Annotated in this window: 20 protein-coding genes; 6 read left to right on the top strand and 14 right to left on the bottom strand. The window is 61.2% G+C overall.

Features of this window, described 5'->3' with window-relative positions:
- Window positions 1-43: 43 nt before the first annotated feature.
- On the bottom strand, window positions 44-952 hold the full coding sequence (osmF, locus tag G9X68_RS06715; protein ID WP_077977455.1) for a glycine betaine ABC transporter substrate-binding protein OsmF: 909 nt from the start codon (window positions 950-952) through the stop codon (window positions 44-46).
- Between the two features lie 420 nt (window positions 953-1,372).
- On the opposite strand from osmF, the gene G9X68_RS06710 reads away from it, so the two are divergent.
- On the top strand, window positions 1,373-2,617 hold the full coding sequence (locus tag G9X68_RS06710; RefSeq protein WP_171601740.1) for a LysR family transcriptional regulator: 1,245 nt from the start codon (window positions 1,373-1,375) through the stop codon (window positions 2,615-2,617).
- Window positions 2,614-3,339, top strand: coding sequence for a copper homeostasis protein CutC (locus G9X68_RS06705; protein ID WP_171601739.1), 726 nt, complete (start codon window positions 2,614-2,616; stop codon window positions 3,337-3,339). Before G9X68_RS06710 ends, G9X68_RS06705 begins: the two co-directional genes overlap by 4 nt.
- A gap of 397 nt (window positions 3,340-3,736) precedes the next feature.
- Here the strand turns inward: G9X68_RS06705 and G9X68_RS06700 are convergent, their stop codons facing one another.
- The 7 genes from G9X68_RS06700 to G9X68_RS06670 form a co-directional block, all read right to left on the bottom strand.
- Window positions 3,737-4,756 (bottom strand): zinc-binding alcohol dehydrogenase family protein, encoded by a 1,020-nt coding sequence (locus G9X68_RS06700; RefSeq protein WP_171601738.1) that lies wholly within the window; start codon window positions 4,754-4,756, stop codon window positions 3,737-3,739.
- A 63-nt stretch (window positions 4,757-4,819) separates the two neighbouring features.
- Window positions 4,820-5,794, bottom strand: a complete 975-nt coding sequence (locus tag G9X68_RS06695; protein ID WP_003545129.1) for an ABC transporter permease — start codon at window positions 5,792-5,794, stop codon at window positions 4,820-4,822.
- A 121-nt stretch (window positions 5,795-5,915) separates the two neighbouring features.
- Entirely contained in the window at window positions 5,916-7,469 is a 1,554-nt protein-coding gene (locus G9X68_RS06690) for a sugar ABC transporter ATP-binding protein (protein ID WP_171601737.1), read from the bottom strand.
- A 104-nt stretch (window positions 7,470-7,573) separates the two neighbouring features.
- A complete protein-coding gene (locus G9X68_RS06685; protein WP_171601736.1) occupies window positions 7,574-8,563 on the bottom strand; it encodes an ABC transporter substrate-binding protein in 990 nt (329 codons plus the stop codon).
- A gap of 208 nt (window positions 8,564-8,771) precedes the next feature.
- Entirely contained in the window at window positions 8,772-9,218 is a 447-nt protein-coding gene (locus tag G9X68_RS06680; RefSeq protein ID WP_171601735.1) for an RbsD/FucU family protein, read from the bottom strand.
- A gap of 9 nt (window positions 9,219-9,227) precedes the next feature.
- The gene (locus G9X68_RS06675; protein WP_171601734.1) at window positions 9,228-10,247 is read right to left on the bottom strand and encodes an aldo/keto reductase; all 1,020 of its coding nucleotides are present in this window, start codon (window positions 10,245-10,247) and stop codon (window positions 9,228-9,230) included.
- Window positions 10,248-10,294: 47 nt separating this feature from the next.
- Window positions 10,295-11,797, bottom strand: a complete 1,503-nt coding sequence (locus G9X68_RS06670) for a UxaA family hydrolase (protein ID WP_171601733.1) — start codon at window positions 11,795-11,797, stop codon at window positions 10,295-10,297.
- A 340-nt stretch (window positions 11,798-12,137) separates the two neighbouring features.
- Here G9X68_RS06670 and G9X68_RS06665 point away from each other — a divergent pair, with 340 nt between their 5' ends.
- Entirely contained in the window at window positions 12,138-13,037 is a 900-nt protein-coding gene (locus G9X68_RS06665; protein ID WP_171601732.1) for a GntR family transcriptional regulator, read from the top strand.
- Between the two features lie 61 nt (window positions 13,038-13,098).
- Here the strand turns inward: G9X68_RS06665 and G9X68_RS06660 are convergent, their stop codons facing one another.
- Entirely contained in the window at window positions 13,099-13,575 is a 477-nt protein-coding gene (locus G9X68_RS06660; RefSeq protein WP_171601731.1) for a nucleoside deaminase, read from the bottom strand.
- Window positions 13,576-13,935: 360 nt separating this feature from the next.
- Here G9X68_RS06660 and G9X68_RS06655 point away from each other — a divergent pair, with 360 nt between their 5' ends.
- Window positions 13,936-15,933, top strand: coding sequence for an ABC transporter ATP-binding protein/permease (locus tag G9X68_RS06655; RefSeq protein ID WP_171601730.1), 1,998 nt, complete (start codon window positions 13,936-13,938; stop codon window positions 15,931-15,933).
- Between the two features lie 35 nt (window positions 15,934-15,968).
- Here the strand turns inward: G9X68_RS06655 and G9X68_RS06650 are convergent, their stop codons facing one another.
- Window positions 15,969-16,349, bottom strand: coding sequence for a GFA family protein (locus G9X68_RS06650; RefSeq protein WP_171601729.1), 381 nt, complete (start codon window positions 16,347-16,349; stop codon window positions 15,969-15,971).
- A 31-nt stretch (window positions 16,350-16,380) separates the two neighbouring features.
- On the bottom strand, window positions 16,381-16,839 hold the full coding sequence (locus G9X68_RS06645; protein WP_168314543.1) for a MarR family winged helix-turn-helix transcriptional regulator: 459 nt from the start codon (window positions 16,837-16,839) through the stop codon (window positions 16,381-16,383).
- 127 nt (window positions 16,840-16,966) lie between these two features.
- Here G9X68_RS06645 and G9X68_RS06640 point away from each other — a divergent pair, with 127 nt between their 5' ends.
- On the top strand, window positions 16,967-17,344 hold the full coding sequence (locus tag G9X68_RS06640) for a nuclear transport factor 2 family protein (RefSeq protein ID WP_171601728.1): 378 nt from the start codon (window positions 16,967-16,969) through the stop codon (window positions 17,342-17,344).
- 337 nt (window positions 17,345-17,681) lie between these two features.
- On the opposite strand, the gene G9X68_RS06635 is transcribed toward G9X68_RS06640, so the two are convergent.
- The 3 genes from G9X68_RS06635 to G9X68_RS06625 all read right to left on the bottom strand — a co-directional run bounded on the left by G9X68_RS06635 (window position 17,682) and on the right by G9X68_RS06625 (window position 20,293).
- Window positions 17,682-18,248 carry a phosphotransferase-like protein gene (locus G9X68_RS06635; protein WP_171601727.1) on the bottom strand — a complete coding sequence of 189 codons (567 nt, stop codon included), beginning with the start codon at window positions 18,246-18,248 and terminating at the stop codon, window positions 17,682-17,684.
- Window positions 18,249-18,522: 274 nt separating this feature from the next.
- Window positions 18,523-18,762 carry a hypothetical protein gene (locus G9X68_RS31810; protein WP_244956115.1) on the bottom strand — a complete coding sequence of 80 codons (240 nt, stop codon included), beginning with the start codon at window positions 18,760-18,762 and terminating at the stop codon, window positions 18,523-18,525.
- 40 nt (window positions 18,763-18,802) lie between these two features.
- Window positions 18,803-20,293 carry an MDR family MFS transporter gene (locus tag G9X68_RS06625; RefSeq protein WP_171601726.1) on the bottom strand — a complete coding sequence of 497 codons (1,491 nt, stop codon included), beginning with the start codon at window positions 20,291-20,293 and terminating at the stop codon, window positions 18,803-18,805.
- 642 nt (window positions 20,294-20,935) lie between these two features.
- Here G9X68_RS06625 and G9X68_RS06620 point away from each other — a divergent pair.
- Complete coding sequence (locus tag G9X68_RS06620) at window positions 20,936-21,076, top strand: hypothetical protein (protein WP_171601725.1); 141 nt, start codon at window positions 20,936-20,938, stop codon at window positions 21,074-21,076.
- The last annotated feature ends 179 nt before the right edge of the window (window positions 21,077-21,255 follow it).

The raw sequence follows: 21,255 nt of genomic DNA, 5'->3' as shown, positions 1-21,255 counted from the left end.
CAGCAAAGGAGGCTCCGCCCTTGATGGGCGGAGCGGGCTATGACTACTTCAGGAAGCCTTTTTCCTTGAGATAGGCTTCGGCAACCGACTTTGCCGGCTCGCCGTCGACCTGGATCTTGGCGTTGAGCTTGCGCAACTCGTCGGCGGTCAGGCTCTTGAAGATCGGCGAGAGCACTTCCTCGATCTTCGGATTGGCCTTCAGCACCTCTTCGCGGATGATCGGCGTCGGGGCATAGACCTGCTGCACATTCTTGTCGTCTTCGAGAACGGTCAGTTCGGCCGCTTCGATCGCACCATCAGTGCCGTAGACCATGGCGGTGTTGACGCCGTTCGTCTGATCGGCGGCCGCCTTGATCGTTGCCGCGGTATCGCCGCCGGAAAGAACGACCATCTGGTCGGGTTTCAGCTGGAAGCCGTAGGTCGTCTGGAAGGCGGGAAGCGCGCCGGCCGAATTGACGAATTCGGCGGAGGCGGCAAGCTTGGCAGCACCGCCGCCGGCAACCCATTTGCCGAAGTCGGTGAGGCTCTTCAAGTTGTTCGGGCCGGCGACGTCGCTGCGTACGGCGAGCGCCCAGGTGTTATTAGCAGGCGACGGCGTCAGCCAGACGATCTTGTTGGCGTCGTAGTCGAGCTTCTTCGCCAGCTCATAACCTTGGTCGATGTTCTTCCAGGCGGCGTCATCGGCCTTGTTGAAGAAGAAGCCGGCATTGCCGGTATACTCCGGATAGATGTCGATTTCGCCGGCGGTGATCGCCTTGCGCACGACGGGTGTTGCGCCAAGCGCGATGCGGTCCTGCGTCTTGATGCCGTTCGCTTCGAGAGCGAGCGCGATGACGTTGCCGAGCAGCGTGCCTTCGGTGTCGATCTTCGACGAGACGACGACATCCGCGGCATGGGCCGCGCCCGCCGCGAAGGCGGAGAGCGATACGGCAAGTGCGAGTTTCTTCAGCATAGAAAGTCCCCTTTTCAAACCCGTTGAATGTGGCTCAAGCCCCAGGCGGGAGGCCTGCGCATAGGAAATCCGCCGGCGAGGGCGACCAAGCCGCCATCATGCCGGAATTGCGTGCGTGATGGAAATAGCGTGCATGCCCGAAAAATCGATGCAAGCCCCCTCCAGTATTTGCGGTCGCGGCACGATTATGGCGGCGAATGCACCTCCGCGCGCGGAAACGCATTCCCTTTTCCAAGGCCGGCGCGATTTGTTTTTGTCCCCTTGCGTGTTTCCACGATATTCCCCGGCTCTTTCGCGGTTTCCCGCCGCCGGGATTTTTTATGACGGGAACGATAGCCCGCCTCTCCGGAGGCAGGGATATCTTTTTTCGTGAACACATCATATCGTCCAGTTTTTCCAGCGCTTTCCGGAGGTGGCCGTTTGCATCTTGGTGCCTTGTTCATTGCCAGCCATGTCCTGACCTCCGGTTCGGTCCGCGAGACCGCGCGGCGGTTCCAGCTGTCGCCCTCCACCGTCTCGACGGCAATCCATAATCTCGAGACCGAACTGGCGATGACGCTGACGGAACGCGCCTCAGGCGAGCTGGCGACGCTGATTGCGAGCGGCAGGGTGCTGGAAGGCCTGGAGCCGATCATGGCTGCGATCGCTGAGCTCGGCCAATGGGCCGGTCACGGCGCCGCCGCCGAGATCGACGGGGCCTGGGCATCGCGCATTCCCGTCAAGATCGTCACCATGGAGCGTTTTCTCGAAGTTGCCGACCAGGGCAGCATCAACCGGGCCGCCCGCCGCCTTCGCCTCGGTCAGCCGCAGCTTTCGCTTCAGCTTGCCAATCTTGAGAAATTTCTTAAGCACCGCCTGTTCGAGCGCCAGGCGCAGGGCTCGGTGCTGACGGAGGAGGGCAGGCGCGCCTACCAGATCTTCATGGCGATCAGCCAGGCGTGGAACGACCTGAAATCGTCGGCCGACGAGCGTTATCGGCGCACCGCCCGGTCGCTGCGCATCGGCTCGATCATCCCGACCGGATCGGAAAGCTGGGTGGCGCGCTGCCTGGGCACTCTAGTCTCGGAATGGAATCTCCGCCGCAATAACAATGCGATCTCGCTGGTCTCGATGACCGCCGACGATCTGCGCGAGGCGCTGAAGAGCGGCCGCATCGATGTCGCGATCCTGGATTCGGTCTTCGGGCTGGAAAGCTTCCGCCATCGCGAATTGCTGCAGACCGACATGGTGGTGATCGCCCCGCCTGATAGCACCGAGACCAGTGTCGCCGATCTCGTCGCCGGCCACCCGATCTGCATGCCGAGCCCGCGTACCGGCCTCGGCCATGCTGCCATGGCCTTCAGCTATGAACGCGCGCCCAACCGGCGCCTGCGCGGCCAGGATATCACCGCGGCGGATTCACTGCCTGTCATCGTCGACCTCGTCGCCAATCACGGTTACGTCTCCTTCCTCGGCCGCGTCAGCGCCATGCCGATTGCCGACAAGGTGCGCATCGTCGATCTCGACGAGCATCTGCCGATGTCCTATCACGTCGCCTTCAACCATCGCAAAGCCGCCGCCGATGCCTGCGCAATGATCATCGAGGCGGCGGCGAGAATTACGTCGGAATCCGTCGCGCGTACCATAACGCTGACGGACGCCGGAGCCAGGGAGACTGCAGCGTGACGATCTTGCTGGAAGTGTGCGTCGACAGCGCCGAAGGCCTTGCCGCCGCGATCGAGGGTGGCGCCGGGCGCATCGAGCTCTGCTCGGCGCTGGAACTCGGCGGCCTGACGCCGGTGCCGAGCCTGATGCGGATCGCCGCCCGGGCACCCATTCCGGTCTACGCGATGATCCGCCCGCATGCCGGCCCCTTCATCTTCGACGGGGCAGATGAGGAGGCGATGATGATCGACATCGATGCCGTGCGCGCCGCTGGCCTTGCCGGTGTGGTTATCGGCGCCAACCGGCCGGATGGCACTCTCGACATGCCGTTGATCCACGGTTTGAAGGCGCATGCCGCAGGCCTCGGCTCGACGCTGCATCGCGCTTTCGATCTGGTGCCGGATGCCGACCAGGCGCTGGAACAGGCGGTCGAGCTCGGCTGCGAACGCATTTTGACCTCCGGCTGCTCGCTGAAGGCTACCGACGGTCTCGAAACGCTGAAGCGCCTCTCGGCAAAGGCGGCCGGGCGCATTTCGATCATGCCTGGCAGCGGCATCCGCCCCGCCAATGTCGGTGAAATATTACGGGCGACCGGCGCCCGCGAGGTCCACGGTTCCTGCAGCTCACCGGTTGAAAGCCGCGATCCGCGCGCCGTGGCTTTCGGTTTCGAGGCGAAAAGCACAAACAAGACGGATGTCGCCGTCGTCAGGCAGATGCGCAGGGCGATTGAGGCGGCGGGTTAGCCCGACTGCGGAGAAGGGATATGCCGCAACATCTCGATTCCCTCTTCTCCCCAGCGGGGAGAAGGTGCCCGTAGGGCGGATGAGGGGGTCGGCGAAGCCGGTCTTCTCAACAACGCTTATGCGGACTTCGACCGGGCCGGCATCGGATCAACCGTGTTCAGGCGCTTACCATCGGCGCGGCGGAATAGGTTTTACGTGAAGGGTGTGCCGTGCGGCCCCCTCATCCGCCTGCCGGCACCTTCTCCCCGAGGGGAGAAGAGGATATGCCGCGCCCTCGCCGTTCCCCTCATGCTCTCGCATGGCACGCCCGGTAGGGTGAGGGGCAGCCACAAGCGCGAACCGGACAGCCGTGCTCCTGAACAGAACTCAGCCGCTTCTGACTGTTCCGGAAATTGCCCTAAGCGCCCACCCTGATCACCGCTTTGATCAGGCCATTCTTTTCGTGCGCCCAGCGCGCGAGGTCGCGCGGCGCATCGGCAAGCGTCGTGCGGTGGGTGATGAGTTTGTCCACCGGCACCAGGCCTTTGGCGATTGAATCCGCCACATGTTCGAAATCGACGCGAGTGGCGTTGCGGCTGCCGATCACCATCATCTCGCGCTTGTGGAATTCGGGGTCGGAGAAGCGGATATCGTCCTTGACGACGCTGACCAGCACCAGCGCGCCGCCATGGGCGACGAAGGAGAAGGCCTTTTCCATCGAAGGCCCGTAACCCGTTGCGTCGAAGACCACGTCGAAACCGTCGCCATTGGTCTTTTCCCGTACGGCCTCCGCTGTCACCTCGTTGGCAACGATGCCGGAAGTGAAGCCGAAGCGTTCCGACGCCATCTGCAGCCGCTCGGTGCTGGTATCGAGCAGCGTCACCTCATGTCCTGCAATGCGCGAGAAGATCGCCGCCCCGAGCCCGATCGGCCCGGCGCCGATGACCAGCGCCCGCGCGCCGGCGCCGGTCATCGAACGGCGCACCGCATGGGCGCCGATCGCCAGGAACTCGGTCGTCGCCGCCGCTTCGAGGCTTACACCTTTGGCGGCATAAAGGTTCTCGGCCGGGACTGAAATCTCCTCGCAGAAGGCGCCATCCGTATGGACGCCGAGCACCTTGATATTGGTGCAGCAATTCGGCTTGCCCTGACGACAGGCGATACACTGCCCGCAGGAGAGATAGGGATTGACGATGACGGGCGTGCCGACCGCCATGGCAACGCCGTCGCCCGCTTCCAGCACCGTTGCCGAGATCTCGTGCCCCATCACCCGCGGATATTCGAGGAAGGGATGTTTGCCCTCGAAGATGTGGTAATCGGTGCCGCAAATGCCGACATGGCTGACGGCAAGCCGCACCCAGCCGGCGGCGGGAGCCGCTGGCGAAGGACGCTCGACGATATCGAGCACGCCGGGCTCCCGGCAAAGAACTGCTTTCATGACGGATCTCGCATTCCTGAGATGGAGGAAGCCGGCTTGTTCAGGCCGGCTGTCTCTTGTCGCTCAATTGCTCCGGCGGCGTCGCAGCTGGTCGAAGAACACGATCACGATGATCAGCAGACCGGTGATGATGCGCTGCCAGAAGGAGTTGACGTTCAGAAGGTTCGCGCCGTTGTTGATCGTGGCGAGAATGAAGGCGCCGATCAGCGGGCCATGCACCGAGCCGACCGCGCCAAACAGGCTGGTGCCGCCGATGACGGAGGAGGCGATCGCCTGCAGTTCCCAGCCGTCCGCCTGTGTCGCATTGCCGATGGCGATGCGCGAGGCAAGCAGCACGCCGACGAAGGCGGCGAAGGAGGCAGACAGGATATAGGCGAGGTAGATCATGCCCTTGACATTGACGCCTGATAGGCGCGCCGCCTCGGCATTCGAACCGACCGCGAAGAGATACCGGCCCCAGCGGCTCAAATGCAGGAAGATGAAGGAGGGGACCGCCACCAGGATGACCATCCAGAACAGGCTCGGAATACTGAGCAAATCGGCGCGGGCGAAATTGCTGAAACCTTCATTGGTGATGTTGATCGTCGAGCCGTTGGTGATCAGCAGACCGATGCCGCGCAGGGATGTCAGGGTTGCCAGCGTGATGATGAACGGCGGCAGGCCCATATGCACGATGCCGAAGCCGTGGAAGGCGCCGATCGCCACACCCATCAGCAGCGTCAGGGCGATCGCACCCCAGACCGGCACGCCCGCCTGCAGCAGCCAGGCGATGATCACGGTGCAGAAGCCGACGATGGCGCCGACCGAAAGGTCGATGCCGGCGGTGATGATGACAAAGGTCTGACCGAGCGCCAGGATTGCCGTCATCGCGCCCTGACGCAGCAGGTTCGAGATATTGAGCGGCGTCCAGAAGCTCGGGGTGACGACGCCAAGCACGATCCAGAGGAAGATCAGCAGGCCGATCAGCGTCAGGCCGAACAGGATGTTCATTTTCCGGCGCGGCGGCGGCGCGACGATTTCGGTGGGGGTGGCAGTCATGAATTTTCTCCCTCTTAGAGAATTTCCGCTTTTCTCCGAAGCGCGGGAATTCTCCATCTATTTGTTTTACGCAATTTCCGGACGCAAAACCGCAGCGCACTTTTGCTGGAATTGCTTGTGCTCAGACGCCGATCGCTTCGCTGAGCACTTCTTCATGCGTCGCCGCGTGATAATCATGGCTCGCGACGATTGTGCCGGCGCGGAAGACGTGCAGCCGGTCGGCCAGTTCGTAGACCTCAGGCAGGTAGGAGGAGATCAGGATGATACCGGCGCCGTCCTTCAGAAGCTGGGCGAACAGCCGGTAGATTTCCGCCTTGGTGCCGACGTCGACGCCGACGGTCGGCTCGTCGAAGATGAAAAGCCGGGCGCCGTGGCTCAGCCACTTGCCGATGACGATCTTCTGCTGATTACCGCCCGACATGCTGGAGGCCGGAACGCGCCGGCTCGGTGTCTTGATGCTGAGATTGCGGATCTGCTGGTCGGCATTGGCCGATTCGCGCGCGTGGTTGATCACCGGCCCGTGGCTCAGCCGCCCGAACACCGGCAGGTTGATGTTCAGCCCGATCGGCAGGTTGAGGCAAAGCCCCTGGTCGCGCCGGCTTTCCGGCGCCAGCGCAATGCCGAGCTCCATGGCGGTGCGTTCATTGCGGATGTCGACACGTTTGCCCATCCATTCGACATCGCCGGATGTCGTCGGCTGGCGGCCGTAGAGCCCGAGCGCAAATTCGCTGCGCCCGGCGCCGATCAGGCCGTAGAGGCCGACGATCTGTCCCGCCTTGACGCTCAGCGATACATCTTCGAAGCCCGGGCCGGAGAGGCCGTTGACAGTGAGGATCGTCTCGCCGATCGCAATTTCTTCCTTGTGGTAGATCTGTTCAATCGAGCGGTTGATCATCAGCGAGATCAGTTCGGCATCGTTGGTCTCGCCGATCAGGCGCGTGCCGACATGCGTGCCGTCGCGCAGCACCGAGACACGGTCGGCAAGCTCGAAGACTTCCTCCATGCGGTGGCTGATATAGACGATGGTGACGCCTTCGCCTTGCAAGCGTCGGATCAGCTTGAAGAGCTGCGCCGATTCCTGGCGGGTGAGATAGGCGGTGGGTTCATCGAAGATCAGGAATTGCGTGCCGCGCATCGCCGCGCGCGCGGTTGCCACCAGCTGCTGCTGGCCGATGGTCAGCTCGCTCAGCAGTGCACCCGCCGGCAGGCCGAAGCCGAGATCGTCGAGCACGGCCTGTGCCATCTTCTCCATCTGCTTCTTGCGCATCAGGCCGAAGCGGTTGACCTCGTCTCCGAGGAAGAGATTGGCGGCGACCGTCAGGTGCCGGCAGAGCACGACCTCCTGGTGCACGGCGTTGATGCCGCGCGCAATTGTCTCGTTCGGCGTCGCCAGTGCCACTGGTTGGCCGCACCACAGCACTTCGCCGGCGGTGCGGGTAATGACGCCGGTCAGCAATTTGATGAGGGTGGATTTGCCGGCGCCGTTTTCGCCGACGATCGCGTGGATTTCGCCGGCAAGAAAGGTCAGTGTCGCTGGCTTCAGCGCCTGCACATGACCGTAATTCTTCTGCAGGCCCTTGAGTTCGAGGATAGGCGATCCGGCGGGAATTCGATTGGCTTCTTTCAGCGTCGCGCTGTCATCATGGCGATGACTGACCTCTTCCAGTCCGATCATGGGACCTCTCCTCCTTGTGTCGCGTCTGCTCTCCATCCCCTGCAAAACATAGCACGGATGGAAAAGGCCGCGCCGGTTTTTGAGCCGGCGCGGCCTCTCTCGTCTTACTTGATCTTCGGGTTCAGGAGCGCGTCGATCTTCGGATCGGCCATATTCGCCTTGGTCACGAGGTTGGCGCCGGTATCGACATTTTCCGGAACCTTCTCGCCCTTGGAGACGGCAAGCGCGGTCTTGATGCCGTCATAGCCCATGCGGTAGGGGTCCTGAACGACGAGGCCGGCAATCGCGCCGTCCTTGAGGAAGCCGACCGTCTTGTCGTCGCTGTCGAAGCCGATGACTTTGATCTTGTCGCCCAGCTTGTTTTCAGCGATCGCCTGGCCGACGCCCTGCGCCAGGATCAGGTTCGAGGCGAAGACACCGACGAGGTTCGGGTTGGCCGTGATCAGGTCGGTCATCATGTTGAGGCCGGTCGTCGCCTGGCCGTCGCCGTACTTGTCGGCGATCACCTTCAGACCCGGATATTTGGTCTTGACCTGATCCAGGAAGCCTTCGCGGCGCTGCTCCAGCGAGCCGACGCCCGGAAGGTTGGTGAGGATGACGATTTCGCCTTCTTCCTTGCCCGTCATCTCCTTGATGGCGGCGGCAAGACCGTCGGCGGCGATGCGGCCGCCCTGGACGTTGTCGGTCGTCAGGAACGACTTGAATGCCTTGGAGTCGGCGCCCGAGTCGATGCCGATGATCGGTACCGACTTGGCGGCTTCGTCGATCGGCTTGCCGAGCGCCTTGAATTCAGTCGGCGAAATGACGATGGCCGCCGGCTTGCCGGCGACGGCGTTCTCAAGAATGCTGATCTGGCCGTTGACGTCGGATTCGGCCTGTGCGCCGAGTTCCGGCACGTTGACGCCGAGATCCTTGCCGGCCTTGCGGGCGCCGGCCAGAACGATCTGCCAGTAGAAGGACGTCGTGTCCTTGACGATGATCGGGATCGTCACGTCGGCGGCAAACGACGGTGCCGGCATCGCCGTGGCGATGACGGCGGCGCCCGCAAGCGCGGTAAAGGCGCGGCGGGACAGAAGGGATTTCACGATGCTCATAAGGGTTCTCCTCTCAGGGTGCGTTCTCCTCCGAATAAATCGGCCGCTGAACGCAGGCGGACGATTTTTATCGATAAAAAACATTTGCCAGGTGAAGCTAGCCGAGGCGCAATCAAATTGCAAGAGTGCCAAACCGGCTTTTTTGCTTTGGTAAACTCCCGCCAAGCAACTGATTTTATTCCAATACAATGATACCCTAAAATAGGGATCAGGCCTTGTCGACCTCGTGCGGATGGACGACCCCCTTTTTCAAGATCAGGTTGCCGTAGAGCCGGAATTCCGTCGTCGCGACGATGTAGGTGGCCTTGCGGGCCATCGCGTAAAACGCAAAACGCTCCACCGGGACGATGCGGAAATCGCCGGCGTGCTTGGAAACGATCTGCTGGAACTCGGTGCAGACCTCCGGCATCGCATCGGGATCGCCGACCACCTCCATCCGCCACGCCGCTTCCGGCACGAAAGTGTCGAGCGGCATATGGGTCAGGATGGCCTCGGCCATCGCCGTGGCGCTGACGCCGTCGGCACGAATGACCGGCGGGCCCATAGAGCCCGAGGGAAAATTGGCGTCCGATATGACGATGTCGTCGCCATGTCCCATGGTCTTCAATGCATGGAGCAGGTCGGGGCCAAGCAGCGGATGAATACCCTTGAGCATAGTCTCTCCTCAGACTCGGACGGCTTCGGCGCCGAGCGGCGGCGCAACCAGCGTATAGGGTTCGAATTCGGCATAGATCTCGTCGGCAAGCCGCGGCTCGACGATCTCCATATTGCGCGTCAGGCTCGAGGGCTTGGCCGTGCCGATCAGCACCGATGCGACGATCGCCTCGCGCAGCGGAAACTGCAGGGCGGGCGCTGCCAGCGGCACGCCGTGGCTCTTGGCGATCGTCTCCATGGCGCCGACCTTGGCAAGCACCTCGTCATCAGCCGGCATATAGTCGAAATGCGAACCCGGCACCGGGCCGGTGGCGAGGATGCCGGAGTTGAAGACGCCGCCGACGACGAGCGACGTGCCTTTCTGCCGGCAGAGCGGCAGCAGTTCGGCAACGGCCGAGCGGTCGAGCAGCGTGTAGCGGCCGGCGAGCAGGATGCAGTCGAGATCGGAATGGCGCATGACCTCGAGGCAGACGGGCACCTCGTTGACGCCGAGGCCGAAGGCGGAGATCGCGCCAGACGACTTCAGTTCCTCCAGCGCCTTGACGCCGGAATCGAGAAACTGTTTCTGGTGGACCGCATTCTTCGCCGCGCCGTGTGTGTAGACGCCGAGATCGTGCACATAAAGAATATCGATGCGGTTGAGGCCGAGGCGCGCATAGCTGAACTCGACCGAGCGCATGATGCCGTCATAGGAATAGTCGTAGTCGGCATCGAAGGAGAGCGAATCGACATAGCTGTAATCAGGCACGGTGCCGGTCGGCACCGGCCGAAGCAGCCGGCCGACCTTGGTGGAAAGCACGTAACTGCCATCCGGCTGGTCGCGCAGGAAATCGCCGACCCGCCGCTCGGCAAGGCCGAGCCCATACCAGGGCGCCACGTCGAAATAGCGAATGCCGCTGTCCCAGGCCGCCTGCAGCGTCTCCATCGCCTGCTCGCGCGGGCAGGCGCGGTAGAGGCCGCCGAGAGCGGCCGCACCGAAACTGATTTCGGTCACCTCCAGCTTGGTCTTGCCGATCTTTCTCGTCTTCATCACGCCTCCTCGCGAAGAACTGTCTATTTAAGCGTCGCGCGCAGATTTCAGAGCGTCGCACCGAGATGCCATGGCACGAATTCATTATCGCCGTAGCCGAAGAGCTCGCTCTTGGTCTTCTTGCCCGAGGCCGTATCGACGATGAGCTCGAAGATCTCGCGGCCCTTGCCGCTGATCGTCGCATCGCCGGTGGCGATCGTGCCGCAATCGATGTCCATATCCTCTTCCATCGAGGCGTAGAGCGCCGAATTGCTGGAAAGCTTCAAGGACGGCGCCGGCCGACAGCCGAAGCAGCTGCCGCGGCCTGTGGTAAAGGCGATCATGTTTGCCCCGCCCGCCACCTGGCCGGTCGCCGAGACCGGGTCGTAGCCGGGCGTGTCCATGAAGACGAGGCCGGGAGCCGTGACCCGCTCGGCATAACCATAGACCGCCGTCAGCGGCGAACGCCCGCCCTTGGCAACGGCGCCGAGCGACTTTTCGAGAATGGTCGTCAGCCCGCCGCGCTTGTTGCCCGGCGACGGGTTGTTGTCGAGCGAGGCGCCGTGCAGGGCGACGTACTGCTCCCACCAGGCAATCTTGTCGTCGAGCTTCTTTGCCACCTCATCGCTGACGGCGCGGCTGCGCAGCAGATGTTCGGCGCCATAGATTTCCGAGGTCTCCGACAGGATCGCCGTGCCGCCGGCTGCCGCCAGCAGGTCGGCTGCGACACCCAGCGCCGGATTGGCGGTGATGCCGGAAAAGCCGTCCGAGCCGCCGCATTGCAGGCCGATGATGATCTCCCCGACCGACATCGGTACGCGCTTTTCTTTGCCGACATCGGCGGCGATTTCGCGCAGCATGCCCATGGCGCGCTCGACAGCACGGCGCGAACCGCCGGCATCCTGGATGTTGAAATGCCGCTTCGAGGCGCCTGCACCACTTTGGCCGTACAGCGTCAGCTGGTTGACCTCGCAGCCGAGGCCGATCATCAGCACGCCGCCGAAATTCACATGTCTTGTGTAGCCGGCAAGCGTCCGGTGCAGCACGTTCATGCCGTCGCCGGTCGAGCTCATGCCGCAGCCCTGGTCGTGCACGATCGGCACGAAACCGTCGATGCCCTCGTAATGCGGCAGGATCGTCCGGTTCGCCTCGTCGGCGATCGCCCGGCAGACCGTGGTGGAACAGTTCACGCTGGCGATGATGCCGATATAGTTGCGGGTTGCCGCCCGCCCGTCGGCGCGGCGATAGCCCATGAAGGTGCGCCCGACGTCGTCGGCTGTCGCCGCTTCCGGCGCCGAATTGGCGGTCGCTGCCAGCCGGTCGTTTTCGAAATGCAGATTGTGGCTGTGCACGTGGTCGCCGGCCTTGACCTCGGCGGTCGTGCGGCCGATCGCCTGTCCGTATTTGACCACCGGTGACCCGAGCGGAATATCCGCTATCGCCACCTTGTGGCCGGGGTCGATCTTCTCACGTGTCTGAATGCCGGCAACCGTCGAACCCGGCGCGATTGCCGCCGTTGCGACCGCGACATTGTCGCCGGCCGAAAGGATGATCCAAGGCAATTTATCCAATGTCGTCTCCCTAGAGCATGATGCCGAAAAGTGTCAGCGGTTTTCGGACGACATCATGCTCTAACTATTTAATTTAGAACAGGATTCAGATTTTTAGGCCATCCCACCTAAAATCATCCTGTTCTAGCGAAACGCTCGCTGCATCGGCGAAAGCGCATTGATTTTGTTTTTTATCTACAATAAACATATTCAAGTCAACGGGAATATTGATCCTGTGGACGAGGGAGGCAATGAGCCGCAGGCGACCGGAAATAAGCTAAAGGTCGTTTGAACAAGCCCCGGTCCGCTCCGTCCTGCTTTGAAGCGGGGCGACGGTCACGAGGGCGGAAAGCGGGGTCTGGTGGCAAGGCAGAATACGGTCTTCAAGGAAGCCTATAACAGGTATGCCGCAGCCCTGCGCACGGATACCGCGCTGCCCTCGGAACCGGAGATCGCCGCCCAGCTCGGCGTCAGCCGCTCGACGGCGCGCGCCATCCTGACGCGGCTCAGCGAAGAGGGCATCATCCGCTGGAACAAACGCCAGAAGATCGTGCTGCGCCAGCCGACCGACCACGACCTCTTTCCCTCCGAAGAAACCGACTCCCTGCATGATATCATCGAGCGCAGCTTCATGCAGCGCATCCTTGCCGATGATGCAGCACCCGGCATGCAGATCAACGAATTGGAGCTTGCCCGCGAGATAGGCACCGGCACGACCAGCGTGCGCGAATTCCTGATCCGCTTCTCCCGCTTCGGCCTCATTGAGAAGCGGCCGAACAGCCACTGGACGCTCAAAGGCTTCACCCGCGAATTCGCCCTCGAACTTGCCGATGTGCGCGAAATGTTCGAGCTGCATTCCGCCGCCGAATTCGGCCGGCTTCCCAAGGATAATCAGAGCTGGGCCGATCTTGCCGCCATCCGCGACGAACATCACGCCATGCTTGCCGACATCAACCAGCGCTTCAAGGATTTCTCTGTCCTCGACGAGCGCTTCCACCTGCTGATCCACCGAGCCTCGAAGAACCGCTTCATCGCCGATTTCTACGACGCCATCGCCATCGTCTTCCACTATCATTACCAGTGGAACAAGACCGCCGCGCGCCAGCGCAACGAGCGCGCCATCCACGAACATCTGGATTATATCGCAGCGCTGGAATCCGGCGACCAGGCGGCGATCGAAACCGCCTGCCGCGCGCATCTGCACTCCGCCCGCCAGACTCTGCTGCAATCCTTGCCGCAGATCGCCACCGAAACCGCCTGAGGAGGAGCAACTCCAGACACCGCTTCGATGTGCTCGCCAGCGGCATTCGGGAGGAATGAGGCTATGCCTTGCCCAGATGCTTCGGCCAGAATTCCTGATGGACCTCGGCGGCTTCGTCTTCGAGATTCGGGTCCGGGCCAACCACAGTGACGATGCGTGCGCCGGTTTGCAACACCGCCCGGCTCGGCGCGTTCAGCCCGATCCCGGCGATCTCGCCAAGCCGCGTTTCGGAGCATGCAAACACCATACGCCCGATGCCCGACCAGTAAATCGCCCCGGAGCACATCGCGCACGGCTCGGTGCTGGTGTAGAGCGTGCAGCCCGCGAGAAAAGCCGTGTCGTAGTGTTGTGCCGCCAGTTTAACCAGATTCATCTCGGCGTGGTTCGTCATATCGTGGCCGGTGAAGACGCTGTTTTCGGCGCGGAGAATGACTTCGCCGTCCTTCACCAGCACCGACCCAAACGGTTCGTCGCCGTTTTCCACCGCAGATTTCGAGAGCGCGATCGCCTCGCGTAAAAACGGCTCGTGGTTTTCCATCAGGATTTCCCCAGACACTAGAGCGGCTGATCTTGTCTGGAATCGAAGGGTTTTCCAAGAGGGTGCAAATCAGATTCAAGATGCTGGCTGGGGGAAAGGCGGCCAGCATGGACGGGTAAATCCGTCACGATATGTCGGCAAATCCTCTGGGCTGATCCGGGTGCTGCATCAAAGCGATTGAAATAACCTTTTCGATGCGTGCCTCGACCTGTCCTTCTGACCCCGTAAACGGGGCGAAGGGGATATCCCGCACTCTCCCCGTTTTTACGGGGAGAGGGTTAGGGCGAGGGGCAGATGTTTTCGATACGGCGGATGGCAGCCATCATGAAACCTTTTGATTTGTAAGCCGTTATCGTGCTCATGACGGCCGCCAAACTCAATCCGAAATCGGTCGATGGCACCGAACCGCACGGTGCCGAGAAGTCGCGCCAGGAGAAGGCGTCGACTGCCGAAGTCGTGCTGCCGCCAGATGCCATCCCACCCGATCCGGAGTTGACGCCTGAGGAGGCCGAGCAGGCGCGCAAGCGGTATTTGCTGAAGCGTTTCTGGATCAGCGCGCGCCGCTATTGGGGCCGTGGTGGTGACAAACTCGCCTGGCCGTGCACCATCGGCCTATTGACCCTGATCTGCATGAATGTCGGTTTCCAGTATGGAATCAATCTCTGGAACCGCGCGATTTTTGACGCCCTTGAGCAACATAATGCCCGCACCGTCTATGTCTTGAGCGTCGTATTCCTGCCACTGGCGCTCGGAACTGCAGCCCTTGTTACGACACAAGTCGCCCTTCGCATGATGATTCAACGCCGCTGGCGTTCCTGGCTGGCGACCGCCGTCATCGCGCGCTGGCTCGCAAGCGGTCGTTATTATCAGCTGAACCTCATCGGCGGCGACCATAAGAACCCCGAAGCGCGCATCGCGGAGGATTTGCGGATTGCCACCGAAGCACCTGTCGATTTCATCTCCGGTGTCATTGCCGCCTTTCTGTCGGCCTCGACCTTCATCCTGGTGCTCTGGACGATCGGCGGAGCACTCACTCTGACGATCGCAGGTTCGACCGTCACTGTTCCCGGCTTTCTCGTGATCACTGCGGTCCTCTATGCCGCGATCACATCAAGTTCGATGACGGTCATCGGCCGCCATTTCGTCCGCGTCTCCGAGGCTAAAAACCAAGCGGAAGCCGAATTTCGCTATACGCTGACGCATGTCCGGGAAAACGGCGAGAGCATCGCATTGCTCGGCGGCGAAGAGGAGGAGCGGAACGACCTCGGCAAGACCTTCGCCAGTGTGCTTAGGCAATGGGCGCTGCTTGCACGCCAGCACATGCGCACAGCGCTTGTGTCGCAGGGATCGAGCCTGTTTGCGCCAGTCGTCCCGGTTTTGCTGTGCGCTCCCAAGTATCTCGAAGGCAGCATGACGCTTGGGCAGGTCATGCAGGCTGCCTCTGCCTTCGCCATCGTTCAGAGCGCGTTCGGATGGCTGGTCGACAACTACCCCCGTCTTGCCGATTGGAACGCCTGTGCACGGCGCATCGCTTCGCTGATGATGTCGCTCGATGGGCTCGAGCGCGCCGAACAGAGCGACTCTCTGGGGCGCATCAAGCATGGTGAAACCGAAGGCGATGCGATGCTCAGCCTGAACGATCTCTCCGTATCGCTTGACGATGGCACCGCCGTGGTCAAGGAAACCCAGGTCGTGATCGAAGCGGGCGAGCGGGTGCTCGTCGCCGGCGAATCCGGGTCCGGCAAGAGCACGCTGGTGCGGGCCATCGCAGGTCTTTGGCCGTGGGGTGAGGGCAGCGTCAATTTCCACGCCGACAGACGATTGTTCATGTTGCCGCAACGGCCCTATATCCCTTCGGGCACGCTTCGCCGTGCCGTCGCCTATCCCGGCGCCGCCGATAGCTGGACACTGGATAAGATCAAGGCGGCGCTCGACAAGGTGGGGCTCGATTATCTGAACGACAAGATCGAGGAAGATGCGCCCTGGGACCAGACCTTGTCTGGCGGTGAAAAGCAGCGGCTCGCCTTCGCGCGTCTGCTGCTCCACCATCCCGATATCATCGTGCTGGATGAAGCAACCTCAGCACTCGATGAGAAGAGCCAGGATAAGATGATGCAGATGGTGATCGATGAATTGCCTGACGTGACCATCATCAGCGTCGCGCATCGGGCTGAGCTCGAAGCCTTCCATAGCCGCAAGATCACGCTGGAGCGGCGCGAGGGCGGCGCAAAGCTTGTCAGCGATATTGATCTTGTCCCGCGCAAGAGAAAACGGAACTTGCTGTCGCGCGTTTTGAAGAACCCCTCACTGCCGAAAGGCAGCACGAGTTCGAATGAAGGCGGCACCGTCCCAGAATAGAAATTGAAGGGCGCTCGCGGATGAGCAACAGCTACCTATTGCTCGTTCTGGGGCAGGTTGTCGGTGATGTCGTAGTAGTCGCCTTTGTCAGCGACAAAGATATGCATTTTCAGTTTGGTTTCGGTCGGGCCATCAAATGCACCCATCGCGACAGCAATCCAGTCATGATGAGGTGGATCCCAAAACAGCGACGATCCACATACGGCGCAAAATCCACGCCTCACCTTTTCTGAGGATTGATACCAGGTGACACTTTCGCCTCCCTGGATGGTGATCTGACGCTTTGGCACGTCGGTCGAAGCGAAAAAATGGCCGGATTGTTTTCGGCATTTGGAGCAATGGCACGCATCCGGCGCTCTGAGATCGCCGTCGATTTCAAAAGCTACCGCGCCACACAGACAGGATCCTTTATGCATAAACGTTCCTCTCATAAGCCCGATCGCGCCTCTAAAACCGCGCCGAGGATTCCGCGCTTGCAATCTGATCCAGATTTTCGATCAGCCGCGTGAGCAGATCGACAAGTTGTCCCGCTTCCGCATCCGTGAACCCAGTCAATGCCTCTTTATTTCCTTGGAACAAGGCGACAATTGCCTCCGGCATGCGTTCCTGCGCGGTTTTCGTCAACACGATGCGGCTGCTGCGACCGTCAGCCGGGTCGGGTGTCCGCTCAATCAATCCATCCCTCTCCATGCGAGCGAGCATCTGCGCCATCGGCGGTTGCTCGACCCTGGCAAAGCGGGCGAGGTCGCGTTGCGTGCTGGCCTTGCCATTTTGCAGCGCCACCAGCACAGGCAACTGGCCGACACCGAAGCCGAGCGGTTTAAGGCGTGACTCGCTGAGACGGGCGAACCCCCGCGCCGCAAGACTGATGAGATGCCCCGGCGTAGAAAGCACGTCTTCATCCATTCCGCTTGACCCCTTGTCTGTGCTTGACCGCGAGATATATATGTACGTATGTATATTGACGTGCGGCATGAGGCAAGGCCGTTTCGATGCCGCGCAGCGAATGTTTTAATCCCATCGAGGACATGACATGTCTCAAAATGACGTCGAAATGATCAAGCGCATCTATGCCAGCTTCAACGCCAGAGACATCGACGCTGTCCTTGCCGTCCTGTCCGATGATGTCGCCTGGGCCAACGGCATGGATGGCGGCCACGTTCATGGCCGTCAGGCCGTACGCGACTATTGGACACGGCAGTGGGCCGTCATCAGTCCCCATGTCGAGCCGGTCGCATTTGAAGAAACGCCAGATGGCGCTATCGCTGTCGAGGTGATCCAGTCGGTCTTCGACCTCGATGGCCGGCCGCTGGAAGGGCAAAGTCATGGCCTGAAGGATAAGACCGTGACGCATATCTTCTGCATGGAAGGCGACAAGATCGTCCGCTTCGATATCCAGGATGCCCTGTAAGCTTGCACTCACTATGCTGGGGCAATTTCCTCGCGACAACGGCCAAGGCAAGCATTCTTGGTGGGAAGAAATTCAACATTATATTCAGGACATCGAGGTGCTTCGGAAGGTTACTTTGCGCCGTGACGGAAGAAAAACATACAGTTGTTCACCGCTTGATCTCATTGGTCAAAATCGTATGGACCGTTTCGATTGTCATAACGGCTGCAGCCGTGGGTGCCCATATCGGCTGGCAAAGTCACGGCGTCCCATTTTCGCTCTCGTTGATCTATCCCACCACGCGGTGCATTCCGGCCCGAGGCCGATCTTCCGCTATCGGCGCGAACGGCTGCGCTCCTCAGGCGCTGCATCTCGCAACATGATCCCGTATTGCCGCGGCACTTTCTGACGGCGACATGAAGGTCACATCCAACGTCAGCGCGTGTTGGTGTGGGATATCAAGAACCAGGGCCTGTCGGCTTCGGCTCCTCGACGTCTCGACGTCGGTGGTTTTCAGATGGTCGCGCCGTGCGGGGGATGAAACGCGACGCGCCAATTCTTCTTTGGCACACAGCAATCGCACCGGAACGAAGACCGCGGCGCGCTGTCTGGCGGCGTCGACGAACTGCTGGTACGTCCGTATGCTGCGCTCATCACCTTCGACACCGGCATGGGTGAAGATGAAATTCGCCGACGGGCCGCTATAGGCGGTGATCGCATCCAGGACGGCCTGCCGGACCCTTGCGGTGTACTCCCATATGCCCTTCGGCAGCGGAGCGGCTTGATCCTCGTCGAGAAGGCGTAAGATCGGGTTGTTAAACCAGTGATTGTCGATGATCTTTGCTGATATAAGCGAGCTGAGTTCTTTGGCGATTGTCAGCTTCCCGACGCCCGGGAACCCCAAAAGCAACACGAAAACACCCATCGTTCGACAACTCTCCCAACATAATCCACCGGTGTGACAGGGCAGTGCAGAACAGCATTGTCTGGAATCTACCAGAATTTCCACCATGGACGCTTTGGATCGGGAGACACCGAACGCTCGGACGCGAGTATGACATTCGTCGGCGTCACGATGATCTCGCCATCACGGCCATAATATTCTCCCTCTTCTCCCTGGACTTTGGCATCGAGAGATTGCGCGATAAGCCACATTTTCCGACGGATTTCTTGATCGGGATTTTTAACGACGATGTTGCCTACGCTCCACCAAAGCCATGCGGCATTTTCCCGATTTTCGCCGCGTGAGTATCCTGTCCACACGCAAATGCCCGCCTGTTCCACCCGTAAAACACCCCGTCGACGGTGGGGGTTTCAGCAAAACCGTCATGCTGAATTTCGGAATCATTGGCGACATATTCGAGCCAATCGTCGAGAGCGATCGACGGAGACGCATCGAACCAATTTGTCTTGCGAGTAATGTGAAGATCGTAACCCATCAGAGCCTCTTACCTAAGTCGCGCCGAACGGCTGAACCGCTTAATGCGAGGCGGCCTCGCTGGCGACAGCCGCCCTCTCGCGCTTCTGGCTAGGCCCGACCGGGATCAGCCAGGTGGTGAAGAAGGTCAGCACCGCGACGACGACCACGCCCCAGAAGCTCCAGTGCAGGGCCGCGTTGAAGACGGCGCGGATCGCCGGATCGGCGGCGAGTGTTGAAAGCCCGGTCGGCTGGTTCAGCGCCTGATGCAGGCCCGCCGCCGCCGCGCCGCTCGCATAATGGTTGATGCCGGCATTGAGGATGGCGCCGAGCACGGTGGCGCCGAGCGTATTGCCGAGGCTGCGGGCAAAGATGATCGAGGCTGTGGCGCTGCCGCGCATCGACCATTCGACGCTGTCCTGCACAAGCACGATGCTGGTGAGGCTGATGAGACCCATGCCGAAGCCCATGAAGAACGAGCCGGCGCCGGCAACGACAGGCGAACTGTCAGGGGTCAGGAACAACAGGAAACAGGCGCCGAAAGGAAACATCAGGCTGCCGACGCGCAGCGTCCGGCGGATACCGAAGGCCTTGTAGAAGCGGCTGGAGAGGATCACCGCCAAGGGCCAGCCGACGACGAGCATGGTGAGCGTGAACCCCGCGACAAGAGGCGAGCGGCCGAGCACGCCTTGCACATAGAGCGGCAGGATTGTCGAAAGTCCGATCAGCGCCATGCCGGCCAGCAGCGTTGCCGCATTGCTGGTCGCAATCAGCCTTCGGCTCCAGAGCGGGATCGAGATGATCGGCTCCGGTGCCCGCTTCTCCTGCGCGAGAAAGAGCAGGCCGGTGACCACGAAGACGGCGAAAAGCGAAAGCAGGATCCAGGCGCTCGCACCGGTTTCCGTCAGCATGACGAGAAGTGCCACGATCGAGATCGAAAACAGCACCGATCCGAGGTAATCGATCTTTGCCTGCTTGGGCGCCACGTCCTCCTTCAGGAAGACCATGAAGGCGATGATCGAGATGACGCCGATCGGCAGGTTGATCCAGAAGATCCATGCCCAGGAGATATTGTCGACGATGATGCCGCCGGCCAGCGGCCCGACGACGGCCGACGTCGCCCAGACGGTTGCCATCGCGCCCTGCACGCGGCCGCGCTCCTCGAGCTTGAAGAGATCGCCGATGATCGTCATCGTCACCGGCTGGATGGCGCCGGCGCCGAGCCCCTGCAGCAGCCGGAACAGCACCAGCGACATCATCGACCAGGCAAGCCCGCAGAGAGCCGAGCCGACGAGGAAGATCAGGATGCCGCCGATCAGCACTGGCTTGCGCCCGAAAATGTCGGAAAGCTTGCCGTAGATAACCGTTGTCGTCGACTGCGCCAGCAGGAAGGCCGAAAACACCCAGCTGTAATAGGAAAAGCCGCCGAGCTCCCCGACGATGCGCGGCATCGCGGTCGCCACGATCGTCGCCTCGATCGCCACCATGAAGGTCGCCAGCATGATGGTGGCGACGATAAGCACGCGGTTCGAGCGTTGCGCTGCATTCGGCATGACGATCCTCTTCGGGTGCTCCGCAGATGCCGGTAATATCGGCAGGCCGGCTGGGTGTGGGGCGATGTGCCGCTTGCGGAGTGATACCCGCTCTTTTACGTTCTCGAGGCCGGCCGGTAAAGCAGTCCGCGACCGGTTTCTGACGGCAGCCATCGTTTTCGCGCATGTCGGCGAAGTGGCGGGCGAAACGAAGGCCCGGCGCCATTCCGCCGGGCCTTCGTTCTATCAGGAGGGAAGGCGAATAATCGCCTTATCCTCATTGCGGGCATGCCTCGCCGAGGCGCTTTACGGCAGGTTCCTGAGCGCACCGGCACGCGGCTCATCGCGCCGGCCTAGGACGACACCCCAAGTATAGAATTCAAGTTCGGCGGTGGATGGCGATAATGCCGAATCTGGGAAGGCTACTTTGACGCCGGTCTCATCCTACTCAAGAAGATGCTGCAGGAAGAGCCAAGGGCTGACAATCTTATCTTCCTTGCCGTGTTCAACCTTCGTCACGCTATAGAAGTCGCCCTCAATGGACACATTCGGTACGCGGGCGGCGTCATTCCCGAGAGGGCAGGGCACAACCTCGACGTTTTGATCGGAGCCTTTCGGAAACGGCCAGGACTTGGATGATGAGGTAAGCTATATTCAGATGGCATGCTGGATCACGCGTCGGAACTGGCCCCAATCGATACCCTTTCCAAGGCTGATGCGCTGTCGCTGTGGTTCGACGACTTATCGAACAAGATCTTCCCAAGCCGCGACGAAGCAAAACAAGCCTACCCACGTGACGGCTGAATATCGCGGCATGAACGCCGAAATGGATTTCTGTGGTCGATCGAGCGCGCCCAGATCCTCGACATCCCATCAAGATCTATTTGATGCGCCGGCCCGGCAGAGCAATCGATGTCCGCGTAGCGGCCTATGCTTATTCTGAAGCGGCGGAGAAAAATGGCGCGCCGGAGGGATGAAACTGA

The sequence above is a fragment of the Rhizobium changzhiense genome (genome assembly GCF_013087625.1).
Classification (GTDB): domain Bacteria; phylum Pseudomonadota; class Alphaproteobacteria; order Rhizobiales; family Rhizobiaceae; genus Rhizobium; species Rhizobium sophorae.
Note: the sequence above shows the minus strand (reverse complement) of the source record. Positions and strands in the feature narration are given on the sequence as shown.